Source organism: Pseudomonas sp. BO3-4 (genome assembly GCF_034044115.1).
In the GTDB taxonomy this organism is placed as follows: domain Bacteria; phylum Pseudomonadota; class Gammaproteobacteria; order Pseudomonadales; family Pseudomonadaceae; genus Aquipseudomonas; species Aquipseudomonas alloputida.
Genome location: NZ_CP139018.1, coordinates 3,416,915 through 3,437,867, shown reverse-complemented (window position 1 = coordinate 3,437,867; position 20,953 = coordinate 3,416,915). Strand labels below are relative to the sequence as shown.

Below are 20,953 nucleotides of genomic sequence, written 5' to 3'. Positions count from 1 at the left end.
ACCCGCTCCCACAGGGGGGCTGATCACCGGGAGGGGTGAATCAGTCCTGGCGGCTGGTCACTTCCAGCAGGTGGTAGCCGAACTGGGTCTTCACCGGGCCTTGCACAGTGTTGACCGGGGCGCTGAAGACCACGGTGTCGAATTCCTTGACCATCTGGCCTGGGCCGAACGAGCCCAGGTCACCGCCCTGACGGCTGGACGGGCAGGTGGAGTTGGCTTTGGCGATTTCAGCGAAGTCGGCGCCTGCTTCGATCTGGGCTTTGAGTTCGTTGCACTTGTCTTCGCTGCTGACCAGAATGTGGCGGGCGGTTGCACGGGCCATGGGTACTGCTCCTTGGGGGTAAAAAGGCAAGCCTAGCGCACTTGTCCGGGGTATGTCTCGCCAGGCTTACAACCTTCGGCCTACAGTTTTTGTGCCGCCTCACGCAACAGGGTTTCGGTCGAGGCCCAGCCCAGGCAGCTGTCGGTAATCGACACACCGTATTTCAGTGTGCCCTTGCCCAGTGCCTGGCAGCCATCGAACAAGTGCCCTTCGATCATGACGCCGACCAGCGAACGGTCGCCGGCCAGGCGCTGTTCCAGCACATCATTGAAGACCGCTGGCTGGCGCGCCGGGTCCTTGCCGCTGTTGGCGTGGCTGCAGTCGACCATGATCCGTGCCTGCAGGCCGGCCTTGGCCAACGCCTGACGGGCCATGGCGATGCTGTTGGCATCGTGGTTCGGGCCTTTGTGGCCGCCACGCAGTACAAGGTGTGTGTCCGGGTTGCCCAAGGTCTCGATGATCGCCGGGTGGCCCTGTGCATCCATACCGAAGTGGCGGTGCGGGTGGGCCGCGCTGCGCATGGCGTCGCTGGCGATGGCGATGCCGCCGTCCGTACCGTTCTTGAAGCCGACCGGCAGCTCCAGGCCACTGACCATTTCGCGGTGGATTTGCGATTCGGTGGTGCGTGCGCCGATCGCGGCCCAGGCCAACAGGTCGTCGAAGTAGCCGGCGGCCATCGGTTGCAGCAACTCGGTAGCAATTGGCAGGCCGCGTTCGATCATGTTCAGCATGAGCCCGCGGGATAAGGCGATACCCGAGTGCATGTCGTCACTGCCATCGAGGTGCGGGTCGTAGGCCAGGCCTTTCCAGCCCACAGTAGTACGCGGTTTTTCGACGTAGGCGCGCATCACCAGCAGCAGCTTGTCGTTGACTTCGCGGCCAAGGGCGGCCAGGCGGTCGGCGTATTCCAGGGCCGAGCGTGGGTCATGAATCGAGCAGGGGCCGACGATGACCAGCAGGCGCGGGTCGCGGCCTTCGAGGATGTTGCGGATGGCCTGGCGATGGGCCTGGACTTGCTGGGCCAGTTCGCTGGACAGTGGCATCTGCTGCTTGAGCAGGTGCGGGCTGGGCAGGCGTTTGCTGACAGTGGTGTTGGCCGCTTGCGGCTGGGTCAGGGGCAGGGCGAGGCTGGAAGCGTGCATGGCGTTTTTCCCTGGGCGGACAGCGGGTTCAAGCCCGCATGGTCGGCCCTATCGAGGTGTTCGACAGATCGTTGAGTTCGTATTGGCTGCTGCATTGCCACCTGTAGAAGACCGATCGGAGGCGGCAGGCTGGCCCGAACGGGATTGGCTAAATCGCCAGGCGCAGGTGTTTGCGTAGTAATAAGTGGCGTAGTTCATGAATCTGTCCTCAAAGTGAATCGGTGTTGGTCAAAGGCCTGAAAAACAAAACCCCCGGTCGGGAAGCCGACCGGGGGTTTGAGTATTCTCATGTTCGGCGGCCCCTCGAAGGTGGACGCCGGGTGGGTATCGGCGCCTAGTGGCTAAACCAATACCCAAAGTAATAGCTGGCAGGTGCCACGCAGCCGGCAACGGCCAGCACAGGGCGCGGGCTGCGACCGGTGTGGTTGGCGTGGTTGCGGGTGTGTTTCGGCATGTTGCTCTCCAGTGAATGAGCCCGAGCTTACTTCAGTTCGTGCGGGCCATTCAATGGATAAATGCTATAGGGCCGATCATTTATTTTTGTACTGACTGGTTCAATGGCCGTAGCGCCCGACCAGGCTCTGCGCCCCCAGGGCGTGGCCTTGCAGCAGTTGCAGCAGGCCGCTGCGGTCCAGCCCCTCGGGCAAGGTACCCAAGGGCAGGTCGGTGGCAATCAGGGTCAGGGCGTAATGATGGGGGTTGTCGCCGGCGGGTGGACAGGGGCCGCGGTAGCTCTCGGTGCCACGGGAGTTGCGGCCCACTGTCACGTAGGGCCCGCTCAACCCCGCCATGCCTTCCTTGAGCCCATCGTGTTCGGGATCGATGTTGTAGGCCACCCAGTGCACCACACCCACACCCTTGCCACCGTCCGGGTCGAACATGATCAGGGCCAGCGACCGCGTACCTGCGGGCAGGTTGTCCCAGCTCAGTTGCGGGGTCCGCTCTTCACCGGCCCCGCATGCCGGGTCCTGGCCGACCTGTTGCAGGGCAATGACGCCGCCATCGGTGAACGACGAGGAACTGACCGACATCGCGCCTTGGCCGCCTGCGGCGGCCAACGCTGTGCAGGGCAGCAAAGCAGCGAACAGCCAGTGTCTGAGGTGCATGGTCAATCCTTGGCAGGGCGTCAGGGCTCAGTCTAGCCCAGGTCTGCTTCAGCGGCTGTCCTGGTCCTCGGCAGTACCTCCGCTGGCCCCGGCACCAGAGCCAGTGGCTTCGCCGGTACTGTTGGAGCCGCCAGTGGCACCGTCGGCGGCATCGGCGTTGCTGCCGGTGTCACTGCTGTCGTTACCTTTGCTGCTACCGGGGCTGTTGACGCTGCTGCCTTCACCGGCGGTCTTGCCGCCGGATTGGTCAGTTTGCGGATGGCTGTCGGTATGGGTGTCGGTGGCGGCGAAGGCAGCGCCGGTGAGGCTGGTCAGGGCCAGCGCCAGGCACAGGGACAGCGGGCGAATGCGGATCATGGGACTTCTCCTTTGTGCAAGATCTGTCATTCGTTTGGCTGGCAGCGGCTGGCGGGGTGCCTTCTAGGCGACGAGTGGCAATCAACAAGATTCCGAGCGCTGTGCGGGTGCCGGGGTTTCGACCGGCTCCAGCGGCGGATGCTCCTGCGCCGCATGCATCAGGTCTTCGGTCACCCGCAACTCGGCACCGGTTGGCGAGAAGGTGGTCGAAGCGGTGAACGGCGCAGGGTGCTCTGCCGCCGGGCGCTTGCCGCGGCGCCACATGAAGAAGCACACCATGGCCAGGTTGACCACGGCAAACGCCCAGAACAGCCCAGCCTCGCCAAACTCGGTCATCATCGGCGAAATGGCCACCGGTGCCATGGCCGAGCCCAGCGAGTTGATCAGCAGCAGGCCCTGGATCATCGGCACCAGCGCATCGGACGGCGCGCGGTCGGCCGCATGGCTGACCGCCACCGGGTACAGGGTGAACACGCCACCACCCAGCAGGAACAGCATGGCCGGCAGCAGGAACGAGTCCGATGGCAGGAACACCGTTACAAGCGACAGGACAACGCACAACGCGGCCAGCGCGAGCAGCACATCGAGGCGGTCCTTGCGGTCGGACCAGCGCCCGACCGGGTACTGCAGCAGCATCGCGCCAAGGATCACCCAGGCCATCATGTTGCCGACCTCACCCACCTCCAGGCCGATGCGCTGCAAGTACAGTGGCAGCAGGGCATAGATGCCGGCAATCGCTACGCCCGAACCGAAGCAGCCGACCAGGCCCGACGGTGCCACGCCCAGCAACTGGCGGGGTTTGAGGGGTTCGACCTGGTCCAGCAGCGGCGACACCCGCGGCAGGATCACGATCGGCAACACCGACAGGGCGGCCAGCACGCCGGCCAGCATGAACGGGGCGGTATCGCCTAGCTGGGTGATTTCGCCAAGGCCGGCCTGGGCGATTACCCCGGCGCCGTAGAAGGCGATCATGTACAGCGCCAGTAGGCGGCCGCGGATTTTCGCGTCGCCGGCCAGCAGCAGCCAGCTTTCGATCACCAGGAACACGCCCACTGCGGCCCAGCCGTTGATCAGGCGTAGCACCGACCACCAGGTGACCTCGTAGAACAACCCTTGCAGCAGGATGGTCACGGCGATCAGCGAGGCGAAGCTGGTGTAGGCGCGGATGTGGCCGATGCGCAGGATCAGCCGGTCGTTGAAGATGGCGCCGAGGGTCAGGCCGATGAAGTAAGTCGACGAGACGATACCAATGGTGGTTGCAGACTCACCGGCGGCGCCCAGGCGCAGGGTGGTCAGGGAAGACATGAAGCCGTTGCCCAGGGCAATGATGAACAGCCCGAGCAGGGGCGCCAGCGCCATGGCCAGCAAACGCGGAGACATACGTACCTCTAGTTGGATGAGCGGAATGAGCACCTTCTCGGCGCGCACACCGGCTCGACCCGGCAAGGGGCGAGTGGCGACACGGATGCGACCTGGGCAAGACTCAACCGCTGGGCGTTATGGGAGATGGGCCGGGCGGGGAGGGTTGAGCCTACTTCACATGTGCGTTCATGTGTTCAGGCGCTGACTCTGTCATTGCTACTGGTTGCCACCGTTCAAGGCGACGGGCGAAAAGGAAGCGGGATTCTACGGGCTTGGACGCTTTTGCCCAAGGGGCCTGGGTATGCGACGAGACGCCGCAGTCTCAGCGCGACATGAACATGTCTTCCACAGACATTTTCGATGGCGGCGCCTGCGTGCGGTGAGATCGGCCCGGTACTCTCACTGAGTGCGGCATAATGCTGAACCCCACCAAGGAAGGCCCCCCATGTTCGCGTCGCTGTTCGCAGTCCTGGCCCCGGTTTTCATCGTCGCCGGCATTGGTTTTGCCTGGGCCCGCAAGGGCCTGGATTACCCCACTGATTTCATCGCCCGGGTGGTGATGACCGTCGGCACACCTTCGCTGGTACTGTCCACCCTCAGTCGTACCGACCTGGACCCGAATGCCTTTACCAGCATGGCCGTGGCCTGCTTGCTGTGCACCTTGGGGATGGCCTTGGCCGCTTTGCTGGTGTGTCGCGCGTCGGGCATGCACTGGCGGGTACTGCTGCCGGCATTCATGTTCCCTAACACCGGCAACATGGGCCTGCCGATCAGTCTGTATGCCTTCGGTGAGCATGGCCTGGCCCTGGCCGTGGCATTTTTCCTGACCCTGTCGATCGTGCAGTTCACCATCGGCATGGCCATCTCCGGCACGGCGGCTTCGCTCAAGGCGTTGCTGCGCAACCCTATCGTCATCAGCCTGGCCGGCGGCATGCCCATCATTTTTCTCGATTTCGAACTGCCGCGTTGGCTGGCCAACACCGCAGACCTGCTGGGCGGCATGACCATTCCGCTCATGCTGCTGACCCTGGGGGTGTCACTGGCCAGCATTCGCCTGCGTCACGTGGGCAGCGGCATGCTGCTGGGCGGTTTGCGCATTGGCCTGGGGGCTGCGGTGGGCTGGGCAGTGGGCGCGGTACTGGGTATGGACAGCCTGGAGCGTGCGGTGCTGATGGTGCAGTCGGCGATGCCGGTAGCCGTGTTCAACTACCTGATGGCGGTGCGGGCCAACCGTGAGCCAGAGCAGGTGGCGAACCTGGTGATGTGTTCTACGGTGCTGTCGTTTGCCTGGTTGCCGGTGGTGCTGGCTTGGTGGATGTAGGCCTTTACCGACGATAGTGCCGGTACAGGCTTCGGGCTACTGGACCGACAACTGGTCATCCACCCAGCCTTGGCTGGTCAGCACCAGGGTTCGGGTTTCCTTGAGCGGGGCAGCATGGCTGGCCACCGCCTGGCCCAAGCCGGCGATGCTGGCTTTCACCTGATCATTGGCGGCCCACGCCGGCAACTCGATGATCTTGTAGGCATAGGTCACATTCGACAGCTTCTGTCCGGTTGCCTCGCTCGGCTCACTGAACTGCTCGATTGCCGTCACTTGTGCCTTGCCGAAACACAGCCCGGCGCCTGCCTTGTAGTATTTGCGGCCTTCATCGGTCAGGTCGTAGGCGTAGTAGATATCCGTGCGTGCCGGCGACCACAGCCGTGCCGGTATTTCGGTGCGCGAAATTTCCTTCTCGCTGACCACGCCTACCTGCGCCAGGGCGTGCAACGCCTTGTTGGTGCCGTGCACGTCGAAGTCCTGGGTCTTGGTAGGGAACGAACTGATGACGAAACAGTGTGGGTACCGGGTATCCAGGGAGGCCTGGATAGCCTTGTGGAAACGGGCCTTGATGGTGTCCTGGCTGTCGGAGCAACCGGCCAGTGTTGCCAGCAATGCCAGTGGCACGATCTTCCTGTACATGGTGAAACTTCCTTGGCGACGGATCGTGCGCGATTAAAACCCACGGGTTAGAGCGGCGCAATCGTGGCACGACGGCATCCCTGCAGGGGCTGCCGGGGTTACATCACTGTTCGCCCCGGGTATCGATACTGACCACCACCGACATCCCTGGGCGCAGATGCCTGGCAGTCGGCTGGTCGGCATCCACCGTGATGCGCACCGGTATGCGCTGGGCGATCTTGACGAAGTTGCCAGTGGCGTTGTCCGCCTGCAGCAAGGCGAATTCAGAGCCGGTGGCCGGCGAAATCTGCTGTACATGGCCCCGTAGCTTCCGGTGGTTCAGCGCGTCTACGGTAAAGCTCACGGGCTGGCCGATACGCACATTGGCCATCTGGGTTTCCTTCATGTTGGCAATCACCCAAAGGGTGTCGGGCACCAGCGCCATGAGCTGCGCGCCGGAGTTGACATAAGCACCCAGGCGGGTGCCGATCTGCCCCAGCTGGCCATCGCGCGGGGCCGTGACGCGGGTGTTGTCGAGGTCGATGCGTGCCAGCTCCACGGCGGCCTTGGCGTTCTCCACCGAGGCCTCGAGTGCGGCCCGGTTGACCACCACGGTCTCACGGTCCTGGCGGGCGATTTCCAGCGCCGCCCTGGCTTGGGCCAGGCTGGCGACGGCAGCGGCCTCGCTGGCACGGGCCAGGTCCAGGTCGCGGCGCGACACCGATCCATCGTTGACCAGCGCCTGGTTGCGGCCGAGGTCAGCCTTGGCCTTGGCCGCCTGGGCCGCAGCATCGCCGATGGCGGCCTGGCGCTGGGCAATGGTCGCTTCGGCGCTTTTGCGCTGCTGCTGGTTGTTGGCCAGGGCCGCCAACTGCTGTTGCAGCTGGGCGCTGGCCTGGGCAAGGCGTTGTTTGTAGATACGGTCGTCCAGTTGCACCAGCAAGTCGCCGGCCTTGACGAACTGGAAGTCGTGCACTGGTACATCGACGACGTAGCCGCTGAGTTGCGGGCCGATGATGGTCACCTGGCCCCGCACCAGGGCGTTCTCGGTGCTTTCGATGGCGCTGCTGAATGGCGGCAGGCGCCAGGCATACAGCACCAACAGGATGCCGGCCAACGCCACGGCGGCGAAGCTGATGGATGACAGGATGCGCACCCGCCGCGTGCGTACCGGGCTGGTTGGTTCACTGGGCGGTTTGACGCCCTCCGGGGTTTCGGCGATGGCGGTGGTGGTCGTGGTGCGGGTGTCGTCGGTCATCGGGTGGGCGCGCCGGGGGTAGAGTCGGTAAGGGTGGCCTGACGTTTCACATGCCAGAGCCAGGTACTGCGGATACAGATCCAAATCATGGTCAGGATGGCGATGCTGCCGATCAGCACGAACACATCGTTGTAGGCCATGACGTTCGCTTCACGGGTAGCAGCGCTGGCCAGCAGGCGCATGCCGGCTTCACTGCGCAAGGCAGGGTCGGCAATGATGCCGCCGTAACCGGCACCCCCACTTTGAACGCGGGCATTGACCAGGGGTTCCAGGTAGCTGAGGCGATCCATCAGGTGGCTGGAGTGAAACTTTTCCCGCCAGGTCTGGAAGGTGCCCAACAACGCCGCACCAATCAGGCCGCCGAGGTTGTTGCAGATGCCGAACAACACCGAAAAACTGACCAGGTTGCGCGGGTTGGCGCGCACATGGCTGATGCCCAGGGCCATCGACGGGCCGAGGAAGAACGTGCTGCCGAACGCCAGCAGGAACTGGCTCAAGTACATTTGAGCCGGGCGTGTGAGGTTGCTGGAACTGCTGTCCATGAAGGCGCCGGCGGCCATGGCCAGCAGCGAGACGAACAGCGGGATCACCAAATGGTTGGGGTTGATGGTGAGGGCGCTGCTGGCCAGGCCCGTGACAGCGCCTGACAGCATGATCCAGTACAGCGTGCGCATCTGCTCGCTGCCCATGTTCAGCGCCTGCAGGAAACCGACCGCGCCGGTGGACTGTTCCGAGGTCACCATGCGGATCAGCACCACGCACAGGGCCAGACGTATGATGGCGCCACTACCCAACCAGTGGGTCATCAACAAGGGGTTGCGGCGATTGTGCTCGATGGCCAGGCCGCTGAAGACCAGCGCGATCGACACCGCCAGTGCCACGCCGATCCACGGCGCCTCCAGCCACCAGTCGATGCGCCCCAGTGACAGTACGGCGCAGAGCAGTGCGGTACCGCTGGCGATCAAGGTGAAGGTCAGGAAGTCGAGGGGTTCGAACGTTTTAAAACGGTCACCGGGCGGCAATTTCAGCAGCAGTACGCAACCCAGTGCGGTGAGTGCCAGGCCCAGCTCGAACAGGTACAACCCGCGCCATTCGGCAATTTGCAGAAGGTCTTCAGAAAAGATCCGTGCCAGCGGTAGCGCCAGCTGCGAGGCACCCAGGCCCAGTACCATCGCCTTGAGCCGCCATTGCGCCGGGAAGGCCTGAATCATGTAGTACAGCCCCAGCGAGCTGAGCGCCGCGCCGACCATGCCGTGGGCCGCGCGTACAGCGATGGCAGAGTTCAGGTCGTTGACCAGCAGGTGGGCGAAGGTGACCACCACGTACAGCACCAGGAACACTTCGGTGAAGGCTCGCAGGCCGAACTGTTGGCGGAACTTCACCAACAGCAGGTTGATGGAGACGTTGGTCATCACATAGGCGGCCGGCAGCCAGGCCATTTCCGCGGTGGTTGCACCCAGGGCGCCTTGCAGGAACACCAGGTTGGCGGTGACCAGCGCGTTGCCCAGGCCACCGGTGATTGCCACCAGCAGGCCGACCACGCCGTAGGCCAGACGCTTGGCTGGCGAATGCAGGGGCGTGGAAGGGGAGCCTGGCAGGCTGGGCTTTTCGTGGGGGAGCCACTGGCGGGGGGCGTATTTATCCATCGGCAGACTTTACTTTAGCGGCGCTTGATGCTGCTAGGCGCGTCCTTTGGTTTTTGGGGGGGTGTCAAGATTTAGCGCCGCCCGCTACAACGCTTTGGCCAGAAACTCGGCCGTGCGGCTTGCCTTACACCCGGCCACCACCTGCGGGGTGCCGCTGACCACCACCTTGCCCCCGGAATCCCCGGCCCCCGGGCCAATATCGATCACCCAGTCACTCTGCGCCACCACTCGCATGTCGTGTTCGACCACCACCACGCTATGCCCGCTTTCTACCAGGCGGTTCAACTGTACCAGCAGCCGGTCGATGTCCTGCGGGTGCAAGCCGTTGGTGGGCTCATCCAGCACATACAGGGTCGCCCCGCGGGCCATGCGCTGCAGCTCGGTCGCCAGCTTGATCCGCTGCGCTTCACCACCGGACAGCTCGGTGGCCGGTTGGCCCAGACGCAAGTAGCCCAGGCCGATATCCTGCAGCACCTGCAGGCAACGGCGGGCAGGCGGTTGCTCGGCAAAAACCTGCAGGGCCTGGTCGACGGTCAACTGCAGCACTTGCGCGATGTTCATGCCTTGCCAGCTCACCGCCAGGGTTTCGGGGTTGTAGCGGGCACCCTGGCAGGTCGGGCAGGGCGCGTACACGCTGGGCATGAACAGCAACTCGACGCTGACGAAACCCTCTCCCTCGCAGTTGGCGCAGCGGCCCTTGGCAACGTTGAAGGAAAAGCGCCCGGCGTCGAAGCCCTGTGCCTTGGCCTGCTCGGTCGCCGCGAAGCATTTGCGCACGTGGTCGAACAGGCCTGTGTAGGTGGCCAGGTTGGAGCGCGGGGTGCGGCCGATCGGCTTCTGGTCAACTTGCACCAGCCGCTTGATGCTGCCAAGCCCGGCGCTTACGTGGCCGCTGCTGGTCTGTTCAGGTTCGTCTTCCAGGCTTTGCGCTTCGGGCTCGCTAGGTTGCTCGGCATGGCCCAGGTGTGCCCCCACCAGTTCCAGCAGGGCCTGGCTGACCAGGCTGGATTTGCCCGAGCCGGAAATACCGGTAACGGCGGTAAAGCAGCCCAACGGAAATGCGGCGCTCAGGTTATCGAGGTTATTGCGCGTGATGCCTTCAAGCTTCAGCCAGTCGCGTGCTTGGCGGGGGGCGCGTGTGGCCTGTACCGGGGCATCGAACAGGTAGGTGCGGGTGCATGACTGTTGCACCTCGGCCAGGCCGGCGGGCGGCCCGCTGTAGAGGATGGTGCCGCCGTGTTCGCCGGCAGCTGGCCCTACATCCACCAGCCAGTCGGCGCGGCGCATGGTGTCCAGGTCATGCTCCACCACATACACCGAGTTGCCAGCCTGTTTCAGGCGCTGCAGGGCTTCGAACAGCGCTTCACTGTCGGCCGGGTGCAAGCCGGCCGACGGCTCGTCGAGTACGTAAACCACCCCAAACAGCTGCGAATTCAGCTGGGTGGCCAGGCGCAGGCGTTGCAGTTCTCCAGAAGACAAGGTCGGGGTGCTGCGCTCCAGGGCCAGGTAACCGAGGCCGAGGTCAAGCAGCGTGTCAATGCGTTCGAGCAGTTCTTTGGCGATACGTTGGGCCGCCAGGCGTTTTTCCAGTGTCAGCTCGTCCTGCTGCTGGGTCAGGTAGTCGGCTGCCGCCACCTTGCGGAACACCTCAGCCAGCGCCTGCAACGACAGGTGCGACAGTTCGGCGATGTCCAGCCCGGCGAAGGTCACGGCCAGCGCTTCGCGCTTCAGGCGTTTGCCCTGGCACAGCGGGCAGGGGCTGGGGTGCATGTACTGGGCCACACGCTTGCGCATCTGCGCGCTCTGCGAGTGCATGAAGGTATGCAGCACGTAACGCCGGGCACCCATGAACGTGCCTTGATAGCTGGGCTCCAGTTTGCGCTTGAGCGCTTCGCGGGTCTGCGCCGGGGTCAGGCCGGCATACACGGGGGCGGTGGGCGTCTCTTCAGTGAACAGGATCCAGTCGCGCTGCGCCTGGGGCAGATCGCGCCAAGGGATATCGACGTCATAGCCCAGCGTGACCAGGATGTCGCGCAGGTTTTGCCCTTGCCACGCCATTGGCCACGCCGCCACCGCACGCTCACGAATGGTCAGCGCCGGGTCGGGAACCATGGTCGCTTCGGTCACCTCGTAGACACGGCCCAGGCCATGGCACTGCGGGCAAGCGCCCTGGGGCGTGTTTGGAGAAAAGTCTTCGGCGTACAGCATCGCTTGCCCGGCCGGATAGTGGCCTGCGCGTGAATAGAGCATGCGGATCGAACTGGACAAGGTGGTCACGCTACCCACCGAGGAACGTGCACTCGGCGTGCCGCGTTGTTGCTGCAGGGCCACCGCCGGCGGCAAGCCATCGATGGCATCGACATCCGGCACGCCAACCTGGTCGATCAGGCGCCGGGCATAGGGCGCCACCGATTCGAAATAACGCCGCTGGGCTTCGGCATACAGCGTGGAGAACGCCAACGAAGACTTGCCCGAGCCGGACACGCCGGTGAACACCACCAAGGCATCGCGGGGAATATCGACATCGATGTTCTTCAGGTTGTGCTCGCGGGCGCCACGGACGCGGATGAAACCGCTTGGGGTGGTCGGGCTTGGAGGCATGAAGCAGTCCTTGTCTGAAGCTGAGCAGTGCGCTCAAGTTAACAGCAATTGCAGCGCCCTTGCGTGGGCAGCAGTCAAGGAATCTACCCGATGGAGCCGTTGGGGTGGCAGGGCGCCGGCTGTTTTCGCCTTACCTGACGTTCGTCTCAAGGCTTTTATTGCAGACCCTAGCGGGTACCCAGCACATCGCGGATGTTGTCCACCACATTGTTGTCCTTGATCACGTCACTCAACCAGCCTTCCAACGGCATGTTGCCCCACTTGATCGCACGTTCGATCAGGTAGGGTACCGGGCTTTGCGGTTCGCTCTGCTTGAAATACTGGGCGATGCCCGCAAGCATGGTGAATGCCTCGTCGCGGGTCAGCGGGGTGGTGCGCAGGGCGGCAGGCGCGGTCGTCGGGGGCGTGGCATTCATCGGTTCACCTGCTTCGTGGAGGTTGGCAGCCATGGCCTGTGGCTGTGCTTCTTCCGGGATGGCGGGGTGAAGCTCTACGCCGCGGTCCTTGAGCAGTTTTTCCGCCAGCTGGCTGGCACGCGAAAGCATGTCGGCAAGGCTGGCAAAGCTGGGCGCCTCGTGGCCGAACAGGCGGTCGGCGCTGGCCTGCAGGCGTTTGCATGCATTCAGGCTGGTAGCGATCTGCTGGGCCTTGGCGCGCAGGTAATCGGTGTCGGTAAGCGCTACCGAGCGCTGGAAGATCTCGGCGTTGATCTTGCCTTCGTTCAGCGCTGTCTGCATTGCCTTGGGGTTTTGCAAGGCGAGGTTTTCTACATGGCGTGACTCGTCATAGCGCAACACGCCAAAATGCTGCCCTTGGATAATGGGCAAGCCACCGGCAATGTCGGTGAGCGTGGTCTTCAACCAGGACAGTCGCGCCGCGCGCTCGTCCAGGCCGTCTTCGAGGGTGGGATACAGCGTTTCCCAGAACGCAACCAGGAGCTGTTCGGTCAGCTCGAGGCCAAAGGTGATGCCTTCGAAGTGTTCACGTTGGGCCAGCCCCTCGCAGAGCCAGGCCACCAGCATCAGGTCTTTGCTTTGCTGCGCAAGCCCTTGAGCCGACAGGTTGATCACCTGCTCCCAGTCGGCAGTCTTCAAGTCGGTTTGCCAGTCGCCCTGGGTCAGGTAGTCAGGGTCCGCCCGGCGTGCCTCCTTGATCTGGTCGAACAAGGCAGAGAAGCTCAAGTCTTCACCACTGCCACCCTCGATAGGGGCGACCAGTGTGGCCAGCGAGAGGTCATTGAGAATTTCAGGCATAGAACACTCTGGACATGGCTAGTGAACAGCGCGCCAGAAAACCCGGCGCGCTGCGGAACGCAGGCCGCCGAAGCGGCCCATGGTTCGGTACGTGCTTAGGCAAACACTTTGTTCGCGGTGCGGTCCCAGCCACCTACGATGTTGCCGCCGGCCTGGCCGTCGGTGCGGTTCTGCTGGGTGTAGGTGGTTTTGATGCGGGCAAAGTTGAAGCTGATTTCTTCAACGGGCAGGTCGCTGACCGCCTTGTCTTCACCATTCTGGTTGCCACCGGCGACAAACTTGACCGAAGAGACCACCACTTCTTCCATGTCGATGGTCAGGTAGGTGACCTTGTCGCCACCGGCGCGGTTCACGTTCAGCTTCAGCTTGGCGATGTGCTTGCCGGTGCAGCAGTGTTCGAACAGTTTGGCCGATGCCTTGTCGACTGCCTTGCGGATCTTGAAGTCGCTCAGGGCAACGCGCTCGGAGGACGCACCGCCCGAAGAGCTGGCGGTTGCCGACGTAGCCTGTGTGGCGCCGTACTCGTAGCCCAGCACTTCGATCCAGTCCTTGTGTTTTTCATCCAGTACTTCACCTGGGATGCCGTCGATTTGGATATACGCGTCAAATGCCATTGTGAAACTCTCCATTAACAACATGTAAAGGGTTGCTCATGCGCCCCTTGGTTTTGACCTCGCCGGGCGTGCCGGCAGAGGTAGCTTGCCGCCGCCCGGGCCTCATCCTGTGAGGCCCCGGCGACCGGTTATTGTGGCGTGGCTCAGTTAAGCCCACGCACTTCGATTTCCACCCGGCGGTTGGGCTCCAGGCACTTGATCAACTGCGTTCGCGGTTGTTGCATGTCGCAGTTGACCAATGGCTTGCGGCTGCCTTCGCCCTGCGCGACCACCAGCTCGGCAGGTACGCCCTTGCCAACCAGATAGGTGCGGATGGTTTGCGCCCGTTGTTTCGAAACCTGCAGGTTGCCCTGGCTGTCACCCAGTTGGTCGGCGTGCCCCGAGATGATGATCTTGCCGATATTCGGGGTGTTCAGCAGCTTGCTGGCAATTGCGCTCAGCTGATGCTGGCCTTCGTTTTTCAGGCTCTGGAAGTCGGCGCGGCCGAAGGCGAACAGGGTGTCGGACTCCAGCGTGATGGTCTCGATGGCACGCAGTGACTGGGCCCGCAGGCTATCGATGTAGTTGCGCGAACTGGACATCAGGAAGGCGTTGTCGAGGATGCGCGGTACATCTGGCTCTCGAATCTGGTCGCTGTAGAACGTGATCTGGCGGCTGGCGTACAGGTAGTCCTGGTTGCCACCGGCCTCGCTGCCAGCGGCGGCCATGCTCTTACCGGTATGGCGGGCGATGGCCGGGTACCAGTAGTCCGGCAGGTGCGCCTTGAGAAACGCCGGGTCGGCATGCTCGCGCTGGCCCGGAGAAAGCATCACATAAGTGTCCAGCGCCGCCTTTCCGAAATTGGCGATCGACTGGGCGCGGTTGTCATGGGGCAGCGCCTCGGCCTCCACGCTGTCAATACCGCTCACTGGCTGCAGCTCACGGGTGTTGCGCTGGTAGACCTTGAGCGTGGTCAGCAGGTACAGGGTGCGGGTCAGATTATCGGCCGTGGGCTTTAGCATCACATTCTGCAACGTGGCGAAGTAGCGGTCGCGCAGCAGCGGCTCGACCTCATGGCCCTGGTACAGGCCCAGGCGCATGCCGAGGGGCACGCCCTTTGCGTGGTGTTGCTCATGGTAGTGAGCAGCCCAGAAGCGCAGGCGGTCTAGGCTTCGCCAGGCGGTGTACTGGCCGCTGGCCGCCTGGTCGTCGGCCTTGGCCTGGGCCAGTTCGCCGGCAATGCTGGCCAGGGTGGCGCGGTTGTTCAGGTACGACCAGCCCCACAGGCTGCACAGCACCAGTGCCGCCAGGCCGGCGGCGCCAACCCACCCGGCCTTGCGCCGGCGTTCACGGTGGTTGCTGGTGTACAGCGCCACCAAATGCTGGTCGGGAATGATCACTTTGCGGAACAGGCTGTTGATGAACAGCGGCGCCGGCTGGCTGCCGGCAGTGCCCGTTCCTTCTGCGTGTTCGAGCGCGAAGCGTTCGGCCACATGCTGGCCGTGGCAGCCCCACTGAGCCTCGTCGGCCTGCAGCGCCGCGGTGAAATAGAAACCGCGCAGCATTTCGGCATTCTGGTAAGGGTTGGCACGCAGCAGGCTGTCGACGAACTGATGCAGGCGCGGCTTGAGCGCGGCCAGTTCCAGCGGGAAGCGGTAGGCAGCGTTGTTCTGCCGAGTGACTTGTATGTCCTGCTGCACCAGCTGCTGGCTCGCCATCTGCCCCCAGTAACGGGTCAGCTCGTCCATCGCATTGCTGAAGCGCTGGCCCCAGTCGGCTTGCTCATACCCCTTGTGAGAGAAGGTTTTACCCATCACTTCACCACGCGCGGCGTCGTCCAGCTGGCGATAGAACGCGGTGAAACCAGGGATCAGGTCGCACTTGGTGAAAACCAGGTAGATTGGCAGGCGCACTTCAAGCAGCGCGCAGCTTTCCTGAATGCGTTCGCGCAGGCGCTTGGCCACGCGCTCCTGGTCTTCGACCGAGCCATGCAGGATATCGGCGATGCTGACGCTGACGATCAAGCCGTTAAGGGGACGGCGCTGGCGGTGCTGGCGCAGCAGTTGCAAAAAGCCGCGCCACTTGCCGGCTTCCTCGGGGCTGTTCATGTAGCGCCCGGCAGTGTCCAGCAGTACCGCTTCAGAACTGAAGAACCAGTCGCAGTTGCGCGTGCCGCCCAGGCCCGCGACCCGCACGCCTTCGCGCTCGGCATAGGGGAAGTTCAGGCCTGACTGCAGGATCATCGTGCTCTTGCCGGCGGCAGGCTGGCCAATGACCAGGTACCAGGGCAGGGCATACAGGGCATCCTTGTTCGAAGTACCGCGCGGCTTGTTGCTGTGCAGGCGCTCGATGCCCTGCAGCAGGCGCTCGCGCAACAGGCTGACTTCTTCCCGGTCGGCCGGGGCTGCACTGAGTACGGCCTGGTCGGCGTCGTCGCGCAGCAGGCCTTCAAGGTTGTGGTGCTGACCCACGCCGCGGTACAGCAGCAGTACATAGCCCGCCGACAGCAGCAGAAACACGCCGATCCCGGCCAGCAGGCTGTGCAGCGAGGCGAAGCCGAAGGCTCGGCCGATGGCCCAGACCAGGAAGATCGCCAGGAAGAATGCCACGCCCAGCAGGTAGGGTTGGTAGCGCAGGCAGTAGTACTTGAGCTTGTTCATACAGGCGTCGCATCCAGTGCATCGACGAACTGGTCGATGACATGTTCAAGGGGGCGGTCGTAATCGTGCAGCCGTGGCACCGTTGTCAGCGGGCTGAGCAACTCCAGGTGCTGGCACGGGTCGGCACAGCCACTGAGCAGGCGGTAGGCACAGCTGGCGTGGCGCGCCGGGAAGCAGTACAGCTGCGGGTGCATGAAATCGTCGGCCAACAGGCTCACTGCCGGTAGCGCTCGGTGTTCGCTCATGCGGGCCAGCCAGGTCAGCCACAGGTCGGCAGTGGGGTTTTTAAGGCCACGTTCGGCCGGCAACGGCAATTCGATGCCGCCTGCAAAGTCACCCTGAAGCGAGGCACGGCCGAGCTGCAGGTGGGCGAGGGCAGTGGCACTGTCGAAACCTGGCCAGGACCCATGAAGGGCACGGGCCACATCCGTGAAGCTGAAATCATGCAGGAACTTGGCGTGCACCCGGCGGAACAGGTCCAGATCCTGGCCCTGCAGCGGGCGCAAGGCCTTGATCCGTTCGAACAGGCGGGCGCAGTCGGCGCCTTGCACGGCCTGGTGCAGCATCGGCTTGATCTGCGCGCTGAACAGCTCGCCAAGGGTGAACGGGTTGACCAGCACAGTACTGTCTTCACCCTTGAGCAGCTGGAAGATGAAGAACGGGTAGCGCCGCTGGCTGGCATCGCGCGAGCTGAGCAGGCCACCCAGTAGCCAGTTGCCGTTGCGTGCGCGGTAGGTGAAAAAACACATCGGCAGCGCGTCGAACAACGCCTGCCAGTCATCGCGGTAGCGCATGGCTGCCAGCGATGACTGCAACCAGGCGTCGAACTCGCAGACTTCTTCCGCCGCCCCATGCAGGCTGACGAAATCTGCGCTCGACGGCAGCTTGCCGAAGCAACCGATCATTGCGCGCCCCTGCTGTTGAGGGCGCTCAGGGCCTTGACGTCACCCAGATCGGTGAGCTTGACCCCGCCGAAGTTGCGCACGATAAGGCTTACGCGGCCACTGGCGGTGTTCCAGCTAAAGCGTTGCTGAATGCCGTCCAGGTCGTCGACCCGAGCGCTCTCGTTCATGCGCAGCAGGCCCCACCGCCCTGGGAAATCGAACACGGTGACCCGTGTGCCGCTCAGGGTGACGACGTCCAGGCGCGCGCCCGGCGCGGTGCTGGTGCCCGGCCAGGCGAAGCGGTTCCAGCTGCTGCGGCCGTTGCGGTAGTGCTGCTCCTGGCCATCGAGGGTGAAGACGATGTCGGTGAAGTTGGCTGAAGGTTCCAGCATGATTTCGAAGCCGTTGTCACGGTCCGACAGGCTGGCGATCACCTGGCCCACGGAGCTGGCCTTGTCGATGCTGTTGAGCATGCCAGGGTTGACCAGCGCCGGCCCCTTGCCATCGCCCACACCCAGACCTTCACCACCGGCCAGGTTGCCGATTTCGTTGCGCTTGAAGGCCGGCAGCAGGCCGCTGTCGGGATCTACGAAGCGTTGCAGGTCTTTCACCGAAGCCTCGTTGCGGCTGCTGCCGGCAATCGGGTAACGGTGTGCCATGACCTGCTCCCAGGGCTTGGCGATCTGCTGCGCCCAGGCCTTGGCGATCTGCTCGCCGGCCGGGTCGCGCAGGGTCGCCCAGGCATACTGGATGGGCAGGCTGAACAGCCCCTGCAGCGAGCGCGACAGGCCATCCTGGCTGGTGTCGACGCTGCTTTCCACGTAGTTGCGCACGGTGGTGATCTCGCTCGGCTGGCCTTCCAGGGTCTCGCTGATCAACTGTTTGCTGCTCTTGCCCACATCCTGCGAGCGCTGGATGTTGTTCATGCGCACCTTGAGTTTGCGCAAGGCGGCCAGGTAGCGGTCCATGATGGTGCTGTCGGCACCTTCGGCGTTGTTTTCAGCGAACACCCGCGCCACCGGCTCGAAGCGCTTGGCCAGGCTGCCGTCGTCCACCGCCGGCAGGGCCGGCGCGACGTTGGCAGGCAGGGTGTCGTTGGCGTCGAACAGACCGGTGACCTTGCTCCAGAAACCGTCATCGCGGCTGGTGCCGGGGGCCGGGATGGCTTGCTTGACCGGCAGGTCCCACTGGGTATTGTCGTTGACGGCCTGCAGCAGGTTCTTCACTGGCGAGTTCTGCACGTCGCTCAACAGCCCCAGTTCCCGGGTCGCCGAGGCCAGGTCGGCGAAGTGGCGCACGCCAACGCTGCTGACCATCTTGTACCAGGCCTGGGTGTAGTCGCGCTTGTAGCGGGTCATGAACTCGCGTACGAAGTTGGCCTTCTGCACGATGGCATCGCCGCCTTCGCCGTCCAGCACCCAGTCCGACTCGTTGCGCAGGTTGCCCGACACCAGCTTGATCAGCTCGGGCTTGACGAAGGTGTCCCAGCCCTGGCGGGTGTAGATCGCCGGCACACCCGCGGTTCCGTACAGCAGCGCGCGGCCTGGTTGCGGGACCAGGTCGTTGAGGCTCAGCGCCGGGAACTGCCGGCTCGACTCGAGCTGCAGGCGCAGGTACTCGCGATCGACCAGCGAGCTGGAGATCATGAACGACTTGAGGTTCTGCCGGGTTTCGTTGATCAGCTGTTCGTTGCGCGGCAACGACGGCGCCTGGCCCTGTTCCAGCAACTGCACGTACAGCGGGGCATTTTCCGCGATCACGCCAGCGTCGGCCGGGGTGCCTTCGGCGGCGGCGCTGGCCCACGCCTGGGGCAGGCTGGCAGCGACGAAGGCCGGGTCTGGATGGGCCTGTGGCTCGGTCAGCAACAGGTACAGCTTGAGGGTGTTGTAGGCCTCGATGATCGAGGCCACCTGCTGCTCGTCCAGGCGCCCGAGCATTTCTTCGGACAGTGACAGCCCACCGGTGGCGGCGGACAGCTCGGCGCCATCGCTGGCAGTGGCCAGGTTGACCTTGGCGGCATAGGCGCCAGCGCGGGTGTTGCCCAGCGCGGCCTGGGCCCTGGCCGCAATGGCAGGGGCAAGCGGCTTGCCATTGCGCTTCTTCGGCTGCGGGGCCGGGGTGAATTCCAGCTCCTGATTGATACCGTTGGCGAAGGTGTTGAACGCCCGCATCTGCACCTGCAGGCTGCGTGCGATCGGTTCCAGCGCCTGGCTGCGCAGCTGCGCCAGGTAGGCGCTGCGGGTCACCTGGTGAATCGCCTCGCCCTGGTACAGGCCGCCACCCAACTGCAAGGGCACTCCCTGCAGGCGATGGGCCTCGACGTTGGCCATCTGTTCACGCAGCACTTCCAGGCCCTTGCCTGCGGCCAGCTGCTGCTCGCGGTCTGCTGCCTGTTCGATGTGCGCCAGCTGCCCGCGCAGGCTGTCCAGCCACTGGCGGTTATTGGCGAACGACAGCGCTTGCCAACCGATGAACAGCAACCCGGTGGCGGCGGCCAGGCCCAGTAGCAGCGGGCTGAACGCAGCCTGGCGGCCCAGGCGCGACTGGTAAAGGATCAGGTCGCGGTCGGGGAAGATCACCTGGCGGAAGGTGTCGGTGATGAAGTAGCTGCGGTTGCCCAGGGCCTTGCCGACGTGCCCGGCCTGTTCATCGTAGGCGGCCTGCAGGGCGAATTCGTCGGCGATGACGTCTTCATAGACCTGCCCCAGTTGCTGCCCGTTCTGCAGTGCACTGGTGAAGTACAGGCCACGTAGCAGCAGCGGGGCACCGCCGCGATGGCCGCGGGTGAAGTGGTCGAGGAATTGCTCGAGCACACCGCTGAGGGCGGCGAAGTACTGCGGGAAATTCAGCAGGGTGCTGTCGGCTTCGGCACCGAGGGCGATCATCTGCGCGTCGACGTGCTGGCGAATATGAGCCTGCAGCTTCTTCAGGCGCGTCTGCAGCACGGCGTGCAGGCCGTTGGTGCGGATTTCCGAAAGGCCAAAGGTCATGCCCAGCGGCTGCTGGCGTTCGTGCAGGTCGAGGCCGTCGAAAGCCTGGCTGAAGCCCGGCAACTGGTCGGTCTTGCTCAGCATCAGGTAAACCGGCGGGTTGGCATCGAGGCATTCGGCGTATTCTTCCACCCGTGCCACCAACTGGGCCGCCAGGGCATTGCGCTCATCGCTGTTGGCCGCCAGCAGCTCGGGCAGGCTGACCACAAGCACCAGGCCATTGATCGCCGCTTTGCCGCGCTGCTTTCGCAGCATGCGCAGAAAGGCCGAGAACTCGCTGGCCGACTGGTCGTCGCGCAGGTAGCGCCCGGCGGTGTCGATCATCACGGCGTCGGGGCTGAAGTACCAGTCGCAGTGCTGGGTGCCGCTTTCGCTGTCGTTGGCCGTAGCGATGCTGGCCGACAGGCCGGAATGGGTCAGCAGCGAGGTCTTGCCGGCCGCCGACATGCCGACCACCAGGTACCAGGGCAGGTCGGACAGGGCCGCCTTGCCGCCGCCACCCGCGGAGCGGTCGGTGCGCAGCATGGCGATGGCGTGCTTCAGGCGCTCACGCAGCACCTGCTGGTCACGGAACTCGCCAGTGGCATTCCACGAGCGGTCGACCTCGATCTGCAGCAGGTTCTCCAGGTTGTGTTCGGCACGAATGCGCTGGTATTGGCGCAGCACGATTACCAGCAGGAAGCAGGCACTGATGATTGCCAGCGCTTCAGGCACGTGATGACGCAGCCCCGGCACCAGCGGCGCGGCCAGCCAGCAAATCAACAGGCTAGCCAGCCACAGCAATGGCAGCAGCACCCAGAAACTTTTCAACAGACGCAGTAATGTTTTCATGTCTTCCTG

The 20,953-nt window shown here is 64.0% G+C and carries 15 protein-coding genes; 1 reads left to right on the top strand and 14 read right to left on the bottom strand.

The window, feature by feature from the left end; all coding sequences use genetic code 11:
• Nucleotides 1-40: 40 nt before the first annotated feature.
• The 5 genes from REH59_RS15985 to REH59_RS15965 all read right to left on the bottom strand — a co-directional run bounded on the left by REH59_RS15985 (nt 41) and on the right by REH59_RS15965 (nt 4,307).
• On the bottom strand, nt 41-322 hold the full coding sequence (locus REH59_RS15985; RefSeq protein WP_003248318.1) for a peptidylprolyl isomerase: 282 nt from the start codon (nt 320-322) through the stop codon (nt 41-43).
• Between the two features lie 80 nt (nt 323-402).
• Nucleotides 403-1,464 (bottom strand): 3-deoxy-7-phosphoheptulonate synthase, encoded by a 1,062-nt coding sequence (locus tag REH59_RS15980; RefSeq protein WP_014860339.1) that lies wholly within the window; start codon nt 1,462-1,464, stop codon nt 403-405.
• Nucleotides 1,465-2,018: 554 nt separating this feature from the next.
• Nucleotides 2,019-2,570 carry a YbhB/YbcL family Raf kinase inhibitor-like protein gene (locus REH59_RS15975; RefSeq protein WP_014860340.1) on the bottom strand — a complete coding sequence of 184 codons (552 nt, stop codon included), beginning with the start codon at nt 2,568-2,570 and terminating at the stop codon, nt 2,019-2,021.
• Between the two features lie 48 nt (nt 2,571-2,618).
• Entirely contained in the window at nt 2,619-2,927 is a 309-nt protein-coding gene (locus REH59_RS15970; protein WP_014591066.1) for a hypothetical protein, read from the bottom strand.
• An 81-nt stretch (nt 2,928-3,008) separates the two neighbouring features.
• Nucleotides 3,009-4,307 (bottom strand): MFS transporter, encoded by a 1,299-nt coding sequence (locus tag REH59_RS15965; protein WP_003248327.1) that lies wholly within the window; start codon nt 4,305-4,307, stop codon nt 3,009-3,011.
• A 427-nt stretch (nt 4,308-4,734) separates the two neighbouring features.
• On the opposite strand from REH59_RS15965, the gene REH59_RS15960 reads away from it, so the two are divergent.
• Nucleotides 4,735-5,610 carry an AEC family transporter gene (locus REH59_RS15960; protein ID WP_003248329.1) on the top strand — a complete coding sequence of 292 codons (876 nt, stop codon included), beginning with the start codon at nt 4,735-4,737 and terminating at the stop codon, nt 5,608-5,610.
• A gap of 36 nt (nt 5,611-5,646) precedes the next feature.
• On the opposite strand, the gene REH59_RS15955 is transcribed toward REH59_RS15960, so the two are convergent.
• From REH59_RS15955 to REH59_RS15915, 9 genes are all read right to left on the bottom strand, one after another.
• Nucleotides 5,647-6,249: a hypothetical protein gene (locus tag REH59_RS15955; protein WP_014860341.1), complete on the bottom strand. Its 603-nt coding sequence runs from the start codon at nt 6,247-6,249 to the stop codon at nt 5,647-5,649.
• Nucleotides 6,250-6,352: 103 nt separating this feature from the next.
• Complete coding sequence (locus REH59_RS15950; protein WP_014860342.1) at nt 6,353-7,486, bottom strand: HlyD family secretion protein; 1,134 nt, start codon at nt 7,484-7,486, stop codon at nt 6,353-6,355.
• The gene (locus tag REH59_RS15945) at nt 7,483-9,132 is read right to left on the bottom strand and encodes an MFS transporter (protein ID WP_014860343.1); all 1,650 of its coding nucleotides are present in this window, start codon (nt 9,130-9,132) and stop codon (nt 7,483-7,485) included. Before REH59_RS15945 ends, REH59_RS15950 begins: the two co-directional genes overlap by 4 nt.
• Before the next feature lie 84 nt (nt 9,133-9,216).
• Nucleotides 9,217-11,733, bottom strand: a complete 2,517-nt coding sequence (locus tag REH59_RS15940; RefSeq protein WP_014860344.1) for an excinuclease ABC subunit UvrA — start codon at nt 11,731-11,733, stop codon at nt 9,217-9,219.
• Nucleotides 11,734-11,900: 167 nt separating this feature from the next.
• A complete protein-coding gene (tssA, locus tag REH59_RS15935) occupies nt 11,901-12,986 on the bottom strand; it encodes a type VI secretion system protein TssA (protein ID WP_014860345.1) in 1,086 nt (361 codons plus the stop codon).
• Nucleotides 12,987-13,081: 95 nt separating this feature from the next.
• A complete protein-coding gene (locus REH59_RS15930) occupies nt 13,082-13,600 on the bottom strand; it encodes an Hcp family type VI secretion system effector (protein ID WP_012052417.1) in 519 nt (172 codons plus the stop codon).
• Between the two features lie 143 nt (nt 13,601-13,743).
• A complete protein-coding gene (gene tssM, locus REH59_RS15925; RefSeq protein WP_014860346.1) occupies nt 13,744-16,239 on the bottom strand; it encodes a type VI secretion system membrane subunit TssM in 2,496 nt (831 codons plus the stop codon).
• On the bottom strand, nt 16,236-17,144 hold the full coding sequence (gene tagF, locus REH59_RS15920) for a type VI secretion system-associated protein TagF (RefSeq protein ID WP_014860347.1): 909 nt from the start codon (nt 17,142-17,144) through the stop codon (nt 16,236-16,238). Before tagF ends, tssM begins: the two co-directional genes overlap by 4 nt.
• Nucleotides 17,141-20,944 (bottom strand): type VI secretion protein IcmF/TssM N-terminal domain-containing protein, encoded by a 3,804-nt coding sequence (locus REH59_RS15915; RefSeq protein WP_014860348.1) that lies wholly within the window; start codon nt 20,942-20,944, stop codon nt 17,141-17,143. Before REH59_RS15915 ends, tagF begins: the two co-directional genes overlap by 4 nt.
• Nucleotides 20,945-20,953 lie beyond the last annotated feature (9 nt).